Source organism: Alloalcanivorax sp. C16-2 (assembly GCF_046507615.1).
GTDB lineage: Bacteria > Pseudomonadota > Gammaproteobacteria > Pseudomonadales > Alcanivoracaceae > Alloalcanivorax > Alloalcanivorax marinus_A.
In genome coordinates, this window is the sequence record NZ_JBKFTL010000001.1 from 835,248 (window position 1) to 853,030 (window position 17,783).

General features: G+C 64.9%; 15 protein-coding genes. 6 read left to right on the plus strand and 9 right to left on the minus strand.

The window, feature by feature from the left end; genetic code table 11:
• Nucleotides 1-68: 68 nt before the first annotated feature.
• The 5 genes from ACLD02_RS03940 to fdhD form a co-directional block, all read right to left on the minus strand.
• Nucleotides 69-1,112 (minus strand): methyltransferase domain-containing protein, encoded by a 1,044-nt coding sequence (locus tag ACLD02_RS03940; RefSeq protein ID WP_410297980.1) that lies wholly within the window; start codon nucleotides 1,110-1,112, stop codon nucleotides 69-71.
• Between the two features lie 96 nt (nucleotides 1,113-1,208).
• Nucleotides 1,209-2,456: an EAL domain-containing protein gene (locus ACLD02_RS03945; RefSeq protein WP_203103220.1), complete on the minus strand. Its 1,248-nt coding sequence runs from the start codon at nucleotides 2,454-2,456 to the stop codon at nucleotides 1,209-1,211.
• Between the two features lie 126 nt (nucleotides 2,457-2,582).
• The gene (locus ACLD02_RS03950) at nucleotides 2,583-3,203 is read right to left on the minus strand and encodes a hypothetical protein (RefSeq protein ID WP_203103218.1); all 621 of its coding nucleotides are present in this window, start codon (nucleotides 3,201-3,203) and stop codon (nucleotides 2,583-2,585) included.
• Nucleotides 3,204-3,221: 18 nt separating this feature from the next.
• On the minus strand, nucleotides 3,222-5,549 hold the full coding sequence (locus ACLD02_RS03955) for an FdhF/YdeP family oxidoreductase (protein WP_410297981.1): 2,328 nt from the start codon (nucleotides 5,547-5,549) through the stop codon (nucleotides 3,222-3,224).
• 35 nt (nucleotides 5,550-5,584) lie between these two features.
• Entirely contained in the window at nucleotides 5,585-6,418 is an 834-nt protein-coding gene (gene fdhD / locus ACLD02_RS03960) for a formate dehydrogenase accessory sulfurtransferase FdhD (RefSeq protein ID WP_410297982.1), read from the minus strand.
• Nucleotides 6,419-6,583: 165 nt separating this feature from the next.
• Between fdhD and ACLD02_RS03965 the strand changes: the two genes are divergently transcribed.
• Complete coding sequence (locus ACLD02_RS03965; protein ID WP_410297983.1) at nucleotides 6,584-7,222, plus strand: Fic/DOC family protein; 639 nt, start codon at nucleotides 6,584-6,586, stop codon at nucleotides 7,220-7,222.
• A 198-nt stretch (nucleotides 7,223-7,420) separates the two neighbouring features.
• Here the strand turns inward: ACLD02_RS03965 and ACLD02_RS03970 are convergent, their stop codons facing one another.
• From ACLD02_RS03970 to ettA, 3 genes are read right to left on the minus strand one after another with little or no spacing between them, the layout of a single operon-like run.
• Nucleotides 7,421-7,648, minus strand: a complete 228-nt coding sequence (locus ACLD02_RS03970) for a zf-HC2 domain-containing protein (RefSeq protein ID WP_203103212.1) — start codon at nucleotides 7,646-7,648, stop codon at nucleotides 7,421-7,423.
• Nucleotides 7,642-8,256 (minus strand): RNA polymerase sigma factor, encoded by a 615-nt coding sequence (locus ACLD02_RS03975; RefSeq protein ID WP_203103210.1) that lies wholly within the window; start codon nucleotides 8,254-8,256, stop codon nucleotides 7,642-7,644. The genes ACLD02_RS03970 and ACLD02_RS03975 overlap by 7 nt, the downstream gene beginning before the upstream one ends.
• Before the next feature lie 42 nt (nucleotides 8,257-8,298).
• Nucleotides 8,299-9,966 (minus strand): energy-dependent translational throttle protein EttA, encoded by a 1,668-nt coding sequence (gene ettA / locus ACLD02_RS03980; protein ID WP_410297984.1) that lies wholly within the window; start codon nucleotides 9,964-9,966, stop codon nucleotides 8,299-8,301.
• A gap of 196 nt (nucleotides 9,967-10,162) precedes the next feature.
• On the opposite strand from ettA, the gene ACLD02_RS03985 reads away from it, so the two are divergent.
• The 4 genes from ACLD02_RS03985 (at nucleotide 10,163) to ribD (ending at nucleotide 15,039) form a co-directional block, all read left to right on the plus strand.
• Entirely contained in the window at nucleotides 10,163-11,809 is a 1,647-nt protein-coding gene (locus ACLD02_RS03985; protein ID WP_410297985.1) for a methyl-accepting chemotaxis protein, read from the plus strand.
• A gap of 198 nt (nucleotides 11,810-12,007) precedes the next feature.
• A complete protein-coding gene (gene glyA / locus ACLD02_RS03990) occupies nucleotides 12,008-13,264 on the plus strand; it encodes a serine hydroxymethyltransferase (protein ID WP_410297986.1) in 1,257 nt (418 codons plus the stop codon).
• A gap of 117 nt (nucleotides 13,265-13,381) precedes the next feature.
• The gene (nrdR, locus tag ACLD02_RS03995; RefSeq protein ID WP_203103202.1) at nucleotides 13,382-13,873 is read left to right on the plus strand and encodes a transcriptional regulator NrdR; all 492 of its coding nucleotides are present in this window, start codon (nucleotides 13,382-13,384) and stop codon (nucleotides 13,871-13,873) included.
• Nucleotides 13,870-15,039, plus strand: coding sequence for a bifunctional diaminohydroxyphosphoribosylaminopyrimidine deaminase/5-amino-6-(5-phosphoribosylamino)uracil reductase RibD (ribD, locus tag ACLD02_RS04000; RefSeq protein WP_410297987.1), 1,170 nt, complete (start codon nucleotides 13,870-13,872; stop codon nucleotides 15,037-15,039). The genes nrdR and ribD overlap by 4 nt, the downstream gene beginning before the upstream one ends.
• A 19-nt stretch (nucleotides 15,040-15,058) precedes the next feature.
• On the opposite strand, the gene ACLD02_RS04005 is transcribed toward ribD, so the two are convergent.
• Nucleotides 15,059-16,324 carry a GGDEF domain-containing protein gene (locus tag ACLD02_RS04005; protein ID WP_203103192.1) on the minus strand — a complete coding sequence of 422 codons (1,266 nt, stop codon included), beginning with the start codon at nucleotides 16,322-16,324 and terminating at the stop codon, nucleotides 15,059-15,061.
• A gap of 378 nt (nucleotides 16,325-16,702) precedes the next feature.
• Here ACLD02_RS04005 and paaA point away from each other — a divergent pair, with 378 nt between their 5' ends.
• Nucleotides 16,703-17,692: a 1,2-phenylacetyl-CoA epoxidase subunit PaaA gene (paaA, locus tag ACLD02_RS04010; RefSeq protein ID WP_410297988.1), complete on the plus strand. Its 990-nt coding sequence runs from the start codon at nucleotides 16,703-16,705 to the stop codon at nucleotides 17,690-17,692.
• Nucleotides 17,693-17,783 lie beyond the last annotated feature (91 nt).

Genomic DNA, 17,783 nt, shown 5'->3' on the forward strand with positions numbered 1-17,783 from the left:
ATTACCGGAGCGCTGAGGTTTCCGGATAGCGCTGCGCCGTTTCGCCCCTCTGGAGGGGCAAGCACTCACTAACAACAAGCATCGGGCGACGAACCAACGTCACTTTCCTCGAAGGGCACACTCAACCCACACCCCTCGAAAATCCCAAAATGCCGGGAAAAATCCCCGATAAATTCAAAATGCCCGGCAAACCGGCTCTCCGCCAACATCAACCAGGTATTCCCGCAAACGGGAAAGACCCGCCCGGTCTCCATCACATGGTGATCGTCCAGCACGAAGGCGTCTGGCTGCTCCGCCAGCGTACCCTGGTAAATCACCGCCTGGCCGTAATCCTCGCAGGCCGGCTCCAGAGCCTCGATATTGAAAAGACGGTAGGTGGCGGAATAAAACCGGATACTGCCCAGCTTTGCCTCGATGGCCGGGTTGTCCACGGTCAGACGCCGGGATTCCACCAGTCGGGGATCGCCGAACCCGCCCCTCCTGGCAAGATTGAGAAAGTCATTCCAGTACAGAGCGCCCGCCAGACACTCGCCGTACAGCACCGGGTCCGTGGTCAGCGCCGCCGGTACCCGCCGGTCCGCGTACACATCGGAAAAATAGAACTCGCCGCCGGGTTTGAGCAGCCGTTTAACGTCGCCGATCACCTTGGCCTTGTCGGTGCTCAGGTTGATCACGCAGTTGGACACCACGATATCGAAATAGCCGCTCTCCAGCTCGAGAGCGTCCAGTTCCTCGATATAGCCTTTCAGAAAGCGCACGTTGCTTTCGGCGAACCCGAACGCTTCCCGGTGGTAATCCTGGTGGCGCCGGGCCACGGCCAGTTGCTCGTCGGTCATGTCCACGCCCACCACCTCACCGGTTTCCCCCACCAGGGCCGACAGTAAATAAACGTCGCGACCGGAGCCGCAGCCCAGATCGAGTACGCGCATGCCCTCCAGAGCCGCCGGCGCCACCAGACCGCAGCCGTAATAGCGGCTCACCACCTCGTCGTGGAGGCGGGCGAGCAGGGGTTTGAGGTGGGCCGGCGGCGTCTGGTCGCAGCAGGCGTTGGTCTGCAGGTCCTGGCTGCCAGAGAGATGCTGGCCGTAATACTGTTGAACGTCTTCACGCACGGGGAGAACCTCTTGCTGTAGCGGCGAAACGGGGCACCAGTCCGACGCTATCAGGGGTCGGGGCCCTTCTCCGTGAAGAAAACAGGAAAGTCGGCCCTAGTCCAGGCCGGCGAGGCGGAGGGCTTCCTCCAACTGAAGGGGTTTGCCGATGAAATAGCCCTGTACCTTTTCCACGCCGAGCCGCCGCAGGGTGTCCAGCTCGGTCTCGGATTCCACCCCTTCGGCGATCACCCGGGCATTGATAACCTCCGCGAAGCGAATCAGGGCCGCCGCCAGAGCCTGGCGGGCGCGGTCGGTGTGAATGTCGCGGATCAGGCTGAGGTCCAGTTTGATGGTGTCCGCCGATAGCTCCAGTACATGCTGGAAGCTGGCGTAACCGGCACCGGCATCGTCCACCGCGATCTGTACGCCTTTTTCGCGCAATGGCGCCAGTGCCGCGCGCAGCGCCTGATAGTCGGCGATGCGCGCGTGTTCGGTGACCTCCAGCAAAGTGCGCTGTGGCGGCCAGTTGGAAAGGCAAGCCAGGAAGTTATCCTTGAGCAGATGGGCGGGGGAAACGTTCAGGGAAACATAAAGGGGCGCGGGGATCGCCCGTGCCGCCTCCAGGGCGCTCTCCACGGCCAGCTTTTCCAGCTCCAGACCCAGCCCCACCCGCTGGGCATCCGCGAACCATGAATCCGGCGAGCGATACGGCTCGGAGTGGAAGCGGGTCAGTGCCTCGAAGCCCACCACTTTGCGCTCGGTCATGTGAAAAATCGGCTGGAACAGGGTGGTAAGCCGGCGCCCCTCGATGAGTGTGAGTACGCTTTCCTTGATGCGGCGCCCTCGGTTTTGCTGTTCTTCCTGCTTGTTGATCAGGCGCCCGGCAAAATCCGCGAACGCGCGTAAAAGGGCGAGATCCCGCTGGTCGAGATCGGCGCCGGTCTGGTGGTCGAAGCAGCAGAAACTGCCGTACAGAGAGCCGTCCGGCAACCGGATGGGCACGCCGATGTAATTGGCGATGTTCAACTCGCCGGTGACGGCCATGTGCCGGGTCAGCGGATTTTCGGCGGTATTGGGAACGATGCCCGCCAGCTCACCGGTGGAGATATAGTGGCAGTAGCTTTCTGGAAGGGTGTGTGAGTCGCCGGGCTGCATGGCGGCGGCTTGCCGCCGGCTGTCCACGTAGCGGATCAGGCGTCGGCCATCCACGAATTCGGAAATAAACGCCACGTCCATGCCCAGGTGGCTGCGCAACGTGGTAAGAATATGCTGGATGTCCTGGGTATCCTGGTCCAGATCCAGGTCAGCGACGTCCTCTTCGCCGCTGGCGAGGAGCGGGGTGATCAGGCTGTCATCCCCCATGATATTCCCCGAAATAAGGCACGGAGGTTTCAGGCTATCGCCCGCTTTGGCAAAGATCAACGACCCGCCTCGGGAAGGGCGGGCCGGTATCATCAGGCGATACGCGCCGGCGCTGGCGAATGGTGGTCAGTGTGGCCGGTCCTGAGTCGCGGGCGGCGGCGATTCGCTACCGCCGGGGAGGCGGTGCCGGCGCCAGGTACGTTCCCACCATATGCCACTGATCAGCCCGAGCAGGAGGCCGCCGGCACCCAGGGCCGGACGCCAGCCGGCGAGATCGAATGCCGGGGCGCGGATGGATGCCGGGAAATAGCGGGTGACGGCGCCGGGGCGGCGGCTGAACCGCTGCAAGTAGGCACCAATATGGTCGCCGGTGGCGAGCGGAGCCGGGCTTTGCACAGTGAGCCGTTCCGGGCCCGGGCCCGGCCAGACGACACGCACCTCGCAGCGATGGCCGAGCCACGACAACAACGGGTCGCGCTGGCAGCCGTGTAGCGCCGATACCGTACCGGTGCGCAGGGCTTTGCCTTTATCCGCGTACAGCACCGTGGCGATATCCATGGCCGCGGTGGGAATCAGAAAGCCCACCGCCAGGCAGAGGATCACGCGCAGGTGGCCGACGACTTTATCCCCGCCCGGGCTTTGTTGAGGATGAGCCAGGCCCCGGCGGCAATGGCGCAGGTCCAGGACCGCCAGGGTTACCAGCGCCGCCAGCAGACCCGCCAGACACAATGCCAGAAAGCCGCTCACCGGACCCGTCCTTCGCGGTCAGGCGATGCGTGCGGGGGCACGGCTGGCTTCCAGACGAATGGCGATCAGCTTGGAGGTGGGCGTGAAACTGCCATCGCCATAGCTGTCCATGGGCACCAGTGGATTGGTTTCCGGGTAGTAAGCAGCGGCCTGACCGGCGGGCACGTCGTACTCCAGCAGGGTGAAGTCGCTGACGCGACGCTCCACCCCATCACGCCACAGCGACACCAGATCGACTTTGTCGCCGGGGCGAAAACCCAGGCGCTTTATGTCGGCGCCGTTGGCGAACAACACCTTGCGGCCATTGTGCACGCCCCGGTAGCGGTCATGCAGGCCGTAGATGGTGGTGTTGTACTGATCGTGGGATCTCAGTGTTTGCAACACCAGATCCGGCTCGTCGCCACGGGCCAGGAGCTCGCCGTCCACCAGACTGTCCGGCAGCGGGTTGGCAGCCACGCGCGCGCGACCGCTGTCGGTATGCCATGCACGGTCGCGGGCCGGATTGCCCAGGTAAAAGCCGCCCGGGTGCTTGAGCCGTTCGTTGAAACGCTCGAAGCCGGGAATGGTGTCCTGAATCAGGTCGCGGATGCGATCGTAGTCCTCCACCAGGGCGGACCAGTCCACCGGCGTCTTGCCCAGGGTGGCTTCGGCGATACCGGCGATGATCGCCGGCTCGGACCGCATCTGTTCCGACAGTGGTTTCAGCTGGCCGTGGGAGATATGCACCATGGAGAAGGAGTCCTCCACGGTCACGCCTTGCGGTCCGCCTTTCTGGATGTCTATGTCGGTGCGGCCCAGGCACGGCAGGATCAGCGCCTCGGTGCCGCACACCAGATGGCTGCGGTTGAGTTTGGTGCTGATCTGCACGGTCAGTTCGCAACTGCGCAGGGCCTCGTGGGTGCGCGGTGTATCCGGGGTGGCCTGGGCGAAGTTGCCGCCCAGCGCCAGGAACACCTTGAGCTTGCCGGCCACCATGGCCTGCAGGGTGGTGATTACGTTGTAGCCCGGCTCCCGGGGCGGCTGAAAACCGAAACGTTTCTCCAGGGCGTCCAGCAGCGCCGCCGGCGGCTCGTCGGCGATGCCCACGGTGCGGTCGCCCTGCACATTGGAGTGGCCGCGTACCGGGCACAGGCCGGCGCCTTCGCCGAACTGGCCACGCAGCAGCTGCAGGTTGGCGATCTCCTGAATGGTGGGCACGGAGTGTTTGTGCTGGGTGATGCCCATGGCCCAGCAGATGATCACCCGTTTGCTGTCGCGGTGGATGCGCGCGGCATGCTCGATGACATCGCGGCTCAGGCCGGACTGTGTTTCGATCCGCTCCCAGGAAGTGGCGTCCACCTCCGCCAGATAGCCGTCCATGCCGTCGGTGTGCTCGGCGATAAAGGCGTGATCGAACACCGGCTCGCCGCCGTTCTCCGTGGCCTCCCGGTCCCACTGCAGCAGCCATTTGACCATGCCGCGCACCGCCGCCATATCGCCACCCAGGGCCGGACGGAAGTAGGCGGTGTTCAACGGTGAGGAGCCGCCGGTGAGCATTTCCCTCGGGTCCTGGGGCGCCTGGAAGCGTTCCAGGCCGCGCTCGCGGAGCGGGTTGAACACCGCCACCTGGGCGCCGCGTTTCACCGCGTCGCGGATCGGCTCGAGCATGCGCGGGTGGTTGGTGCCCGGGTTCTGGCCAAACAGGAACAGGGCATCCGCCTTCTCGAAATCCTCGAAGGTCACGGTGCCCTTGCCGGTGCCGATGCTTTCGGACAGGGCCACGCCGCTGGCCTCATGGCACATGTTGGAGCAGTCCGGGAAGTTGTTGGTGCCGAAGGCGCGCACGAACAGCTGGTACAGGTAGGCCACTTCGTTGCTGGCTCGGCCCGACGTGTAAAAGGCGGCGTCGTGGGGGCTGTCCAGGTTCTTCAAATGACGGGCGATCAGCGCGAAGGCGTTGTCCCAGGCGATCGGTTCATAGTGGTCCGTGTCGCGGTTGTAAACCATCGGCTCGGTGAGCCGGCCCTGGAATTCCAGCCAGTAATCGTCCTGCTTGAGCAGATCGGAGACACTGTGTTTCTCGAAGAAGGCGGCGTCCACACGGCGGCTGGTGGCTTCCCAGTTCACCGCCTTGGCGCCGTTCTCGCAGAATTTGATCATGCCGCCCTGGGGCGCTTCGCCCCAGGCGCAGCCGGGGCAATCGAAACCGTTGCTCTTGTTGGTTTTCACCATGGCGAACAGGTTCTTGAACGGCTGCTTGCTCTCGAACCAGTGGTCGGTGACGGCGCGCAACGCGCCCCAACCGGCGGCGGGGCCCGGGTAGGGCTTGAAGCGCAACCGGTCGGCGGGGGTATGAGGATCACTCATGGGGTTCTCCGTGTTCCCGGGCCCGATGTCCGGGATCAGCGTATCGGGCTGTACAGGCGCGGCGCGCCGTGTCGGGGTTGATGAATCAGGTTCAGTTCGCTGCGGCGCGCCTGGCGCACGCTCAGCGAGGACGGCGCGGACAGGCTCACCAAAGTGCCGGCGCCGGCGCGCACCGCCTTGTGGATCAGCTCCAGCCCGCAGCGGCTGGTGACCGCCAGGAAGCCGTCCGCCGGGTCCAGCCCCTGGCGCGCGCAGGCGCCAATCAGCTTGTCCAGGGCGTTGTGTCGGCCAATGTCCTCCCGGCAAATCCGCGTTTCGCCGGTGCCGTCCACGTAGATTGCCGCGTGCATGGCGCCGCTGTGCCGGGCCAGCCGTTGGGTGGCGTTGAAACGCTCGCGTAATCCTTCCAGGTGCTCTCGAGGCGGCGGAGGCTCCCACTCGCGCACCGGCAGTGGCGGCAGCGCCTGGTCCAGGGCCTCCACGCCGCACAGCCCACAGCCGCCGGTGCCGGCCTGGCCGCGCCGCTGCTGCTTGAAGCCGGCGAAGGCCCGGCTGCTCAGCGTTACCGCCACGTCCACCGCGTCTTCCAGGGCCGTCAGTTCGATGTCGTAGAGGGCACTGGCGTGGTCCACCAGCCCGGCGGTCAGCGTGAAACCGGTGACAAAGTCCTCCAAGTGTTCCGGAGTGGCCATCATCACCGCGTGATTGATGCCGTTGTAGCTGATCGCGACCGCCACCTCGGCGGCCAGCGCCTGCTCACCGCCGGCGCCGTCGGCGCCGTATTCCCGGTAAGCAAAGCGAGGAGACGGATCGTTCAGCGTTTCCTGGATGGGATCATGCCCGGCGTCGTGCCGGGGCGGGGAGGTCATGCCGGTGCCTCTTGCGGTCGGAAAGCATTCTGCCCGAGAGGATAAGCGCTTCGCGCGCGCTGGCCAAATAACGAATGCCTATCGGCCAATTGGCCGTGCCGTGGCCTTGGCGCCCGGGCCGGAATCGTCGATGCTTTGGTCACTCGTTGACGAGAGGCAGGCGCAGTGAATCAGGGACGCTACGATACGGCCGGTTCACCGGAAGGCGAATGGGAACCGGGCTCGGAGGAACAGGTGCTGGCCAATCAGCTTGGGGTTACCGACCCCTGTCTGATGGACCAGATTGAGCTCGATGGTTTGAACTATCTCTATCAGAGTGTGTACGAATCCGTGACCGAAGACGAAACGCTGGGCATGGAGGACATCATTGTCTGGCACCGGGAATGGCTGGGGGGTATTTACGCCTGGGCGGGCCAGTATCGGACCGTCAATATGAGCAAGAATGGCTTTCCGTTCGCCGCCGCCGCCCAGTTGCCCCGTCTCGCCGAGGAGCTGGATCAGATGATCCAGGAATCAACGCCATGTCTTGGTATGGCGGAGGAGGAACTGGTTGCCGCGATTGCCAGAACCCACGTCGAGTTTGTTCTTGTGCACCCTTTTCGGGAAGGCAATGGGCGCATCGCCCGGTTGCTGGCGGATATCATGGCCCTTCAGGCGGGTAAGGCGGGGCTGGATTTTTCCAGTTGGGACCGGGACCGGGATAATTACTTCGCCGCCATTCAGCAGGGGCTTGGTGAGGATTATGGGGCGATGGAAGCGTTTGTCAGCTCTGCCTTGCGGGACGCCGAGTCGGATGTTTTTTGAGTTTGGCCTTGATCACCTTTACCGATTCGCCGGTTTCAATGGCGGTGGAACTGGCCACGGAGCGGGCACGAACACGCCACGCGCCGCCTGCCCGGCGGAGATGGGGGTTGGTCTCGGAAAGAGGTGCGGTGCCGCGTTTTCTATTCATGACGCCATTATACCCGCTCTGAAACCTATCCCGAAAGCGGTTTGAAAGCGTTAACGCCGTGGTTCCAGCCGCTCCAGCACCGCCCGGGTGTCGCGTTCGTTCAGGGGCGGCGGCGGTTGATGAAGGTGGTGGGTGAGGGCGTCGAGCTGGCGCAGGTAGCGGCGACAGTGGCGGCAGATCAGCAAGTGCGTTCGCAACGCCATCCTCCGACCGGTGCGCAGTTCGGCGCCGTCGATCAGCAGGTCGGCCTGATTGACCAGATCTCGGCATTTCAGCATTCGCCGGTCTCCTGAAAGTGATCCACCATCTGGAAAATGCGGGCCCGGGCCCGGTGCAGCAGCACCCGGGCATTGGATGCGCTGACCTCCAGGATGTGACAGATGGCGTCGAAATCCAGCCCCTGCACGTCACGCAGCTGCAGCAGCAGGCGCTGGTTGTCGGGCAGAGCCGCCAGGTTCTTTTCCAGGCAATGCTGCAGCTCATCCCGGGTCAGCAGGGTGTCCGGCCCGGTGAGGTCCCAGTGACGCGGCGGGTCCCGCCAGTGGCCGCCGGGTTTGAAGCGGTGGTCCAGGGCGTCGCCGCCGTCCTCGGTGGGATCGAACGGTATTTCCCGGCCGCCACGACGCAGCTGCATGCGGGCCTGGTTGATGACGATGCGGGTGAGCCAGGTAAGCAGGGTGCTGCGGCCCTCAAAGCGGGGCAGTGCACGGTGGGCGGCGATCCAGGCGTCCTGGACCGCTTCCTCGGCGTCCGCCGGGCTGACCAGGGTGCGGGCGGTGGCCAGAAGGCGCGGATGATAGCCGCGCACCAGCGCCGCCAGGGCGGCACGGTCCCCGGCGCGCAGGCGGGCGATGAAGTCGTCGCTTTCCAGATCCTGCTCCGTCATGGGCCTTTATGGCTCCCCGATTTTTTCGCGTCCAGCGTCCAGCTATACCTCGATACGCTTGTACTTCATGCGCTTGGGTTGCAGGGCGTCGTCGCCGAGCTGCTTGCGGCGGTATTCCTCGAACTCGGTGTAGGAGCCCTCGAACCATTCCACCTGCGCATCGCCCTCGAACGCCAGGATGTGGGTGGCCACCCGGTCCAGGAACCAGCGGTCGTGCGAAATCACCACCGCGCAGCCGGGGAAGGCCAGCAGCGCTTCCTCCAAGGCCCGCAGGGTTTCCACGTCCAGGTCGTTGGTAGGCTCATCGAGCAGCAGCACGTTGGCGCCCTGCTTGAGCAGCTTGGCCAGGTGCAGGCGGTTGCGCTCACCGCCGGACAGGTCGCCGACCCGCTTCTGCTGGTCGCCGCCCTTGAAGTTGAAGCGGCCCAGGTAGGCGCGGCTGGGCACCTCGTAGTTGCCGATTTTCAGAATGTCATTGCCGTCGGACACTTCTTCCCAGACCGTCTTTTTGCTGTCCAGGTCCTCGCGGCTCTGGTCCACGTAGGCCAGGTCCACGGTGTCGCCCTTGTCGATCTCGCCGGAATCCGGGGTTTCCTCGCCGGTGAGCATGCGGAACAGGGTGGTCTTACCGGCGCCGTTGGGGCCGATAATGCCGACGATGGCGCCGCGCGGGATCGAGAAGTTCAGGTTCTCGTAGAGCAGCTTGCCGTCGAACTGCTTGCTGACATCCTTGATCTCGAACACCTTCTCGCCCAGGCGTTCGCCGGGTGGAATGTACAGCTCCTGGGTTTCGTTACGCTTCTGGAAATCCTGGCTGGCCAATTCCTCGAAGGCGTTGACCCGGGCCTTGTTCTTGGCGCGCCGGCCTTTCGGATTCTGGCGTACCCACTCCAGTTCTTTCTCCACGGTCTTGCGGTGGGCGCTTTCCGCCTTGGCTTCCTGTTCCAGGCGCTGCTCTTTCTGCTCCAGCCAGGAGGAATAGTTGCCTTTCCAGGGGATGCCCTCGCCCCGGTCCAGCTCCAGAATCCACTCGCAGGAGTTGTCCAGGAAGTAGCGGTCGTGGGTCACCGCCACCACGGTGCCGGGGAATTCGTGCAGGAAGCGCTCCAGCCAGGCCACCGACTCCGCGTCCAGGTGGTTGGTGGGCTCGTCCAGCAGCAGCATGTCCGGGGCGCTCATCAGCAGCCGGCACAGCGCCACCCGGCGACGCTCACCGCCGGACAGATTGGCCACGTTGGCGTCCCAGGGCGGCAGACGCAGGGCGTCGGCGGCGATGTCCAGGCGCCGCTCGATGTTGTGGGCGTCGGTGGCCTCGATGATGTTTTCCAGCTTGGCCTGTTCCTCGGCCAGCTTCTCGAAGTCCGCGTCTTCTTCCGCGTAGGCGGCGTACACCTCTTCCAGTCGGGTCTGGGCGTTGCGGATCTCGGACAGTGATTCCTCGACGATTTCGCGCACGTTCTTGTCCGGGTCCAGCTCCGGCTCCTGGGGCAGGTAGCCGATGTTGATGCCCGGCTGCGGACGCGCCTCGCCGATGTAGTCCTTGTCGACCCCGGCCATGATGCGCAACAGAGTGGATTTACCCGCGCCGTTGAGACCCAGCACGCCGATTTTGGCGCCCGGAAAGAACGACAAGGAGATGTCCTTGAGAATCTGCTTCTTGGGTGGGACGACCTTGCCCACCTTATCCATGGTGAAGATGTACTGGGACATAGAAAGAAACTGCCTGAAATCGCTTTGAAAAGCCCGCCATACGGGGCACGGACGGAATGGCGCCTAAACTAACCGAACCCGCGCCGGGATGAAAGCCCGCTCAAGTTCCCGGCGCCCGCGCCGATACCCAGCGCGAAGAACAATGAATGGTGGGTGCCATGTACGCCCGCCCTGACCCGCACTGAGGAGTCGAGCCGTGTTTGCCAATTTCAACCGGATCAATGTGAAGTATGGCGCGGCCTTTATCGGCGTGGCCTTGGCGTTGCTGGTGGTGGTCACCGCCAACGCCATGCTGGTGCACACCGTGAAGACGCGCATGGTGGAGGTGGCGGAGGTATTCAACCAGGCTTTGTCGCTGACGCTGAACGCCGACCGCGACTTGTATCAGGCACGCATCGCGGAGATGTCCTATCTGGCCACGGTGCCGGATACCGCCGAGGCGCAAGCCAGCCGCCAGGCCTTCGAGGAGAACGCGGATCAGGCCCGGGACCGTCTTAAGCAGGTGGCGGCGCTGCTGGCGCCCTACACCGACACCGACGAGCAATTGCAGCGGTTCCAGGCGCTTTACGGCACCTGGCGCGAGGACGCTACCCGGGTATTCACCCTGTATGACGACCAGGATATCGGTGGTGCCATGGAGCAGCTTGATGGTGCCTCCCGGGATGCGTTCCAGGCGCTGCGCGGCTTTTACGATGAAACCGGGCAGGCCGTGGATGCCCGGGTCCAGGCTTTGGAAGCGGAAACCCTGGCCCAGGTGGCGCGCCAGCAGACCCTGGTGATCGGCTTCGCCGTGGTGGTGGGGCTGATGGCCGTGGCGGTGGCACTGATCGGCCCGCACCTGATGTCCAAGGCGATCCGCCAGGTCAGCCAGCGCATCCGCGAGATCACCCAGGGCGATGGTGACCTCACCGCCCGCATCGACAGCCACCGCCGGGACGAAATCGGTGAGCTGGCGCGGGAGTTCAACGCCTTCATCGAGCGCATCGACACCACCCTGCAAGCGGTGCGCGACAATGCCGTGGGGGTCAACCGGGCTTCCGATGAGATCGCCCAGGGCAGCCAGGACCTGGCCTCTCGCACCGAGCAGTCCGCCGCCAACCTGCAGCAGACCTCCGCCTCCATGGAGCAGATCACCACCACGGTACGCAATACCTCCGACGCCGCCCGGCAGGCCGAGGGCATGGCCCAGGCCACCGTGGACGTGGCTCGTCGCGGGCAAGAGGCGATGCGCGAGGTGGAAGCCACCATGGACGAAATCAGCGATTCGTCCGCCAAGATCAACGAAATCATCGCGATGATTGATGGCATCGCCTTCCAGACCAACATTCTCGCCCTGAATGCCTCCGTGGAGGCGGCCCGGGCCGGCGAGCACGGCAAGGGCTTCGCCGTGGTGGCCCAGGAAGTACGCACCCTGGCCGGTCGCTCCGGCGACGCCTCCCGGGAGATCCGCGCGCTGGTGGACCGCTCCGTGAGCTCCACCCGGAACGGCGCCGGCATGGTCAAGAACGCGGGCCGCACCATGGAGGAGATCGTCGAAAGCATCGACAAGGTGACCCGGGTGATCAGCGACATCAGCACCGGCGCCCAGGAGCAAAGCCAGGGCATCGGCCAGGTGAACACCGCGGTTACCGAGCTGGATACCATGACCCAGCACAACGCCTCCCTGGTGGAGGAAACCAGCGCCGCCGCCGAGTCCATGCGCCAGCAGGCGGCGGCCCTGGCACGGCTGATCGCCGGCTTCCGCCTGAGCGATGGCGGCGGTGGGCAACCGGAAAGCCGCGCGCCGATGCTCCGCGCGGTGCCGTCGGATCGCACCGGCGGCGGGAAGGACTTGGCCGCCTGAAACCCGGGGGCCACGGGCGTAAGCCGCTTCCACGATGCTCTCGGGCCTCCATGGGAGCGGCCTCCGCCGCGAAACCCATCCCGCGTCATCTTGAGCCCCGGTCATGGTTTTCCTGAATCCCCTTCAAGTGCCATCCGGCGCGGTTTTGGGTAGAATACGCGCCCCTGACACCCACCATTGCACGACGACAGGTAACCCATGTTCCCGAAATCCATGTCCATCGCCGAGTTCGACCCGGAAATCCAGGCCGCCATCGACGCCGAGCGCGAGCGCCAGGAACAGCACATCGAGCTGATCGCCTCCGAGAACTACGCTTCCCCGCGGGTCATGGAAGCCCAGGGCTCCGTGCTCACCAACAAGTACGCCGAGGGCTACCCGGGCAAGCGCTACTACGGTGGCTGCGAGAACGTGGACGTGGTCGAGCAACTGGCCATTGATCGCGCCCGTGAGCTGTTCGGCGCCGACTGGGCCAACGTGCAGCCGCACTCCGGTTCCCAGGCCAACGCCGCTGTCTACATGGCGGTGCTCAAGCCCGGCGACACCGTGCTCGGCATGAGCCTGGACGCCGGTGGCCACCTGACCCACGGCGCCAAGCCCAACTTCTCCGGCAAGATGTACAACGCCGTTCAGTACGGCCTGGACAACGACACCGGCCTGATCGACTACGACCAGGTGGAAAAACTGGCCCGCGAGCACAAGCCGAAGATGATCGTCGCCGGCTTCTCCGCCTACTCCCAGGTGGTGGACTGGCAGCGCTTCCGCGACATCGCCGATGAAGTGGGCGCCATTCTGCTGGTGGACATGGCCCACGTGGCCGGCCTGGTCGCCGCCGGTGTCTACCCGAGCCCGGTGGGCATCGCCGACATCACCACCACCACCACCCACAAGACCATCGGCGGCCCGCGCGGCGGCCTGATCATGGGCAAGGCCAACGAGGATCTGCAGAAGAAGATCAATTCCGCGGTCTTCCCCGGCGGTCAGGGTGGCCCCCTGGAGCACGTCATCGCCGCCAAGGCGATCTGCTTCAAGGAAGCCATGGACCCGTCGTTCAAGACCTACCAGCAGAACGTGGTGAAGAACGCCAAGGCCATGGCCAAGGTGTTCATCGACCGTGGCTATGACGTGGTTTCCAACGGCACCGAGAACCACCTGTTCCTGCTCAGCCTGATCAAGCAGGACATCACCGGTAAGGACGCCGACGCCGCCCTCGGCCGCGCCCACATCACCGTGAACAAAAACGCCGTACCCAACGACCCGCGTTCCCCGTTCGTCACCTCCGGCCTGCGTATCGGCTCCCCGTCCATCACCCGCCGGGGCTTCAACGAACAGGACGCCACCGAGCTGGCCGGCTGGATCTGCGACATCCTCGACAACATGGGCGACGAAGCGGTGATCGACGAAGTGCGCGGCAAGGTCAGCGAGATCTGCAAGCGCCTGCCGGTGTACGAGCGCTAAAAAGCCGATACAGGATGCAGGATTCAGGATGAAGGGCGACCGTGGGATCGGCCGATTTTCCCTGTATCCTGTAACCTGCATCTTGTATCGCGGCCGAAGGCCGCTTCGGAGAACACCATGTATTGCCCCTTCTGTGGAGCTCAGGACACCAAGGTTATCGATTCCCGCCTGGTCGCCGACGGCGGCCAGGTGCGGCGTCGCCGCGAGTGTTTGAGTTGTTCGGAGCGTTTCACCACCTTCGAAACCGCCGAACTGGTAATGCCCCGGGTGATTAAATCCGACGGCACCCGCGAGCCCTTCAACGAAAGTAAGTTGCGTGCCGGCATGCTCCGCGCCCTGGAAAAGCGACCGGTGAGCATGGAGGACCTGGAAGCCGCGATCAGCCGTCTGTGCCATCGGCTGCGGGCCACCGGCGAGCGGGAAGTGCCGGCCCGGGAAGTGGGCGAGTTCGTCATGGAAGCCCTGCGGGAACTGGATGACGTGGCCTATGTGCGCTTCGCCTCCGTGTACCGCAGCTTCCAGGACATCTCCGAATTCGCCGCCGAGGTGGACCGCCTGCGCAAGGGCGGCCGCAAGGACGGCCCGGGTGACGACCAGGGCGGCGCATGAGCGACGCCGCCTTCGATCAGCAGTGCATGCTACGCGCCCTCTACCTGGCCCGGCGCGCGCTCTACACCACCGACCCCAACCCCCGCGTGGGCTGCGTGCTGGCCCGCGATGGCGCCATCATCGCCGAGGGCTTCCACCCGCGTGCCGGGGAACCCCATGCGGAACGGCATGCCCTGGCCGCCGCCGGCGATGCCGCCCGGGGCGCCACCGCCTACGTCACCCTGGAACCCTGCTCGCACACCGGTCGCACCGGTCCCTGCGCCGATGCCCTGATCCAGGCTGGCCTGGCCCGGGTGGTAGTGGCCATGCAGGACCCCAACCCGCGAGTGGCCGGCAACGGCCTGCGCAAGCTGCGCGACGCCGGTATCGAAGTGGAGGTGGGCCTGCAGGAGCAGGAAGCACGGGCGCTGAACCCGGGGTTCATTCGCCGCATGACCGGCCAGCGTCCCCTGGTGCGCATCAAGGCCGCCGCCAGCCTGGACGGGCGCACCGCCATGGCCAGCGGCGAATCCCAGTGGATCACCGGGCCGCAAGCCCGGGAGGATGTGCAGCGGCTGCGCGCGCGCAGCTCCGCCATTGTCACCGGCGTTGGCACGGTGCTGGCGGACCGGCCCTCCTACACGGTGCGCCCGGAGCAATGGATTCTGGGCCGTTACCATGATTATGGCGACGGCGAGGTGCGCCCGCCGCTGCGGGTGATCCTGGACCCGGCCCTGCGTACGCCGCCGGATAGCCCGGTGGTCACCGCCGATGGCCCCTGCCTGATTGCCCATGGCGAGGCCGCCCCGGCGGAACCCCGGGCGGCGCTCGAGCGGGCCGGCGCCGAGCTGCTCGTGCTGCCCCTGGCGACGCGGCCGGAGGGCGCCCCGGAAGCGCCCCGGCCGGAGGAGCGTCGCGGCCTGGATCTCGCCGCGCTGCTGGCGGAGCTGGCCCGCCGTGAGTGCAACGAGGTGCTGGTGGAATGCGGTGCCACCCTGGCCGGCGCCTTCGTGCGTGAGCGCCTGTTCGACGAACTGATCGTCTACATGGCACCCACCCTGCTGGGCCGTGACGCCCGCGCCTTGTTCGACCTGCCCCTGGAACGCATGGCTGATCAGATGCGTCTGCGCTGGACGGACGTTCGCCATCTGGGCGACGATCTGCGCCTGACCCTGACTCCGGCCTGACGCTGCTTGGACCTGACGCTCAGGGCGCGATGGCGAGCCGGTTGCGGCCCTCCGCCTTGGCCCGGTACAGCGCCCGGTCGGCGCGCTCCAGAGTCGCCCGCCAATTGTCGTCGGTCAGCTCCGCGAAGCCCACGCTGGCGCTCATCTCCAGGCCCGGCGTGCCGGTGTCCAGATGGCGGAATGCGTGCAACAACCGCTCCGCCACCGCCAGCGCCGCGTCACTGTCCGCCTCGCTTAGATAGACCACGAACTCGTCGCCGCCCCAGCGGCAAGCCAGATCCTGCTCGCGCAGGGTATGGCGGATGCCGTCCGCCACGGCTCGGATCAGGCGGTCGCCCTGTTCATGGCCATGGAGGTCGTTGACCGCCTTGAAGTGGTCAAGATCGATAAACAGCAGCCCGCCAGTGGCGCCATCCGGCAGCCGGTCAAGGTGCTGCTCCATGTAGGCGCGATTAAACAGCCCGGAAAGCGGGTCACGGGTGGCCTTATCCTCCAATCGGCGCATCTTGTGATCATAGTGGGTGCGCTCACGCAGGGTTTTGGAGTAATGCATCGCCATGGCGGCGAAGGCGCCGATCTGGAACACCGCGCAGCCCAGCGTGAGGCCGCTGAAAGGTAGCGCCTCCAGCCCCAGCTCCCGCAAGGTGTCATGCACCCCGGCTAGAAAGAATACCGTGAAACCGAACACCGTCATTCGCCACAGCAACCGCCCGTGGGCCCGGCGTGCGCGGCGCAGCATGGCGAAAGCAACCGCCACCAGGGTGGCCAGGCAGGCCACGTAGACCGGCGCGGCCAGGGCGCCGTAATCCGCGAATACACCCACCGGCGTCACCCGATACCGGTCGGAGGCAATCACCAGCCGTGGGTCGTCGACCCAGAACAGCCCGGCCAACAGGGCGCCCAGCAGATAGATCGGCAATAAGCGCCTTGATGGTATGCGACGGTCACCCAGTACCTGGTGCAGCGCCACCAGGGAGGCCAGCGATAGGATCACCGCGCTCAGGGACACCCGGTACGGCACCATGACGCTTTCCAGGCGGTTTTCCATCAGGCAGATGCGCACAGCGATGTCGCCGGCCACGTAGGTGGTGGCGCACAGGTTGGCCACGGTGAAATGCAGCGCCACTGGCGCTTCCCGGTCGCCGTTGCGGTACAGCGCCACGGTGAATACCACCAGCAGGCTGGACAGGGTGCCCGTGGCGCCCACCGCCATGATCTTCGCCCACAATGCCCAGGTATCCACGCCCGAGCCCGTCAGGCCGGCGACCACGATTTCATTCGGCATACAGCCCCATCCGCGACAACAACTCCCCGCGAAAAGGGTAGCAAAAGCGGTGGCGGGCCGCCGCTTTCCGAGGTGTTAACGCGTTGTCTTTTGGTTCTTGCCTCATAGAGGGAGCCCCGTAGTACAGGCTCTGTATCGTATTGTTAATGACGGTGGGGTTGGGAGGCCATCGCCGGGGCCTGGGTAACACCAGGAAATGGCAGAGGTATTGCCATAAAAAACAAGGATTTATGTATATTCATGGCGGCAAGAAAAACGACCATCATAAATATGATACGTAATTGAGATATTGACACCAAATTATGTGTCGTATAAAAAGGAGCCATTCATGGCGGAAACCCCGGCCCCGGCGTTCCGCCCACGCATCAAGGAGGCACCATGTACGCACAACAGGTGGACACCGGCAGCAAGGGCCTGAAGAGCCTGGACGAGATGAGCCCGGAAGAACGCCACTTCCAGGAGAAGGTGGACGCGGAAGTCCGCATCGAGCCCAAGAACTGGATGCCCGACGGCTACCGCAAGACGCTGATTCGCCAGATCTCCCAGCATGCCCACTCCGAGATCGTCGGCATGCTGCCGGAGGGCAACTGGCTGACCCGCGCGCCTTCGCTGAAACGCAAGCTGCAGCTGATGGCCAAGATCCAGGACGAGGCCGGCCATGGCCTGTACCTGTACAGCGCCATGGAAACCCTGGGCGCGGACCGCGACGAGGAAATCGAGAAGCTGCACCGGGGCGAAGTGAAGTTCTCCTCCATCTTCACCTATCCGACGCTCACCTGGGCGGACATGGGCGCCATCGGCTGGCTGGTGGACGGCGCCGCCATCGTCAACCAGGTGCCCCTGCAGCGCTGCTCCTATGGTCCCTATTCCCGCGCCATGATCCGCGTCTGTAAGGAAGAGAGCTTCCACCAGCGCCAGGGTTACGAAATCCTGCTGACCATGATGCGCGAAGGCACCGACGAGCAGAAAGAGATGGTGCAGGACGCCATCAACCGTTTCTGGTGGCCGTCGCTGATGATGTTCGGCCCGTCCGACACCAACTCGCCCAACTCCGCCCAGTCCATGGCCTGGAAGATCAAGCGCCACAGCAACGACGAACTGCGTCAGCGCTTCCTGGACCAGACCGTGCCGCAACTGGAATTCCTCGGCTGCACCGCCCCGGACCCGGACCTGAAATGGAACGAGGAAACCGGCCACTACGACTTCGGCGAGATCGACTGGCAGGAATTCTTCGACGTGCTCAAGGGCCACAGCCCCTGCGGCATCGAGCGCATCCAGCAGCGCAAGAAAGCCATCGACGACGGCCAGTGGGTGCGCGACGCCGCCGTGGCCTACGCCGAGAAGAAACAAGCGAACAACGCCGCCTGAAGGCGATCGCGGCTAAAGCGGAATGCCGCCCGGTCGCTCCTACGGGGAGGCATCCACATGCTGTAGGAGCGACTTCAGTCGCGATCCCCAC

Coding starts and splice junctions, on each gene's coding strand:
- glyA (WP_410297986.1), top strand. CDS start 12,008: ATGTTCCCGAAATCCATGTCCATCGCCGAGTTCGACCCGGAAATCCAG.
- nrdR (WP_203103202.1), top strand. CDS start 13,382: ATGTATTGCCCCTTCTGTGGAGCTCAGGACACCAAGGTTATCGATTCC.
- ettA (WP_410297984.1), bottom strand. CDS start 9,966: ATGTCCCAGTACATCTTCACCATGGATAAGGTGGGCAAGGTCGTCCCA.
- ribD (WP_410297987.1), top strand. CDS start 13,870: ATGAGCGACGCCGCCTTCGATCAGCAGTGCATGCTACGCGCCCTCTAC.
- paaA (WP_410297988.1), top strand. CDS start 16,703: ATGTACGCACAACAGGTGGACACCGGCAGCAAGGGCCTGAAGAGCCTG.
- ACLD02_RS03975 (WP_203103210.1), bottom strand. CDS start 8,256: ATGACGGAGCAGGATCTGGAAAGCGACGACTTCATCGCCCGCCTGCGC.
- ACLD02_RS03970 (WP_203103212.1), bottom strand. CDS start 7,648: ATGCTGAAATGCCGAGATCTGGTCAATCAGGCCGACCTGCTGATCGAC.
- ACLD02_RS03955 (WP_410297981.1), bottom strand. CDS start 5,549: ATGAGTGATCCTCATACCCCCGCCGACCGGTTGCGCTTCAAGCCCTAC.
- ACLD02_RS03945 (WP_203103220.1), bottom strand. CDS start 2,456: ATGGGGGATGACAGCCTGATCACCCCGCTCCTCGCCAGCGGCGAAGAG.
- fdhD (WP_410297982.1), bottom strand. CDS start 6,418: ATGACCTCCCCGCCCCGGCACGACGCCGGGCATGATCCCATCCAGGAA.
- ACLD02_RS04005 (WP_203103192.1), bottom strand. CDS start 16,324: ATGCCGAATGAAATCGTGGTCGCCGGCCTGACGGGCTCGGGCGTGGAT.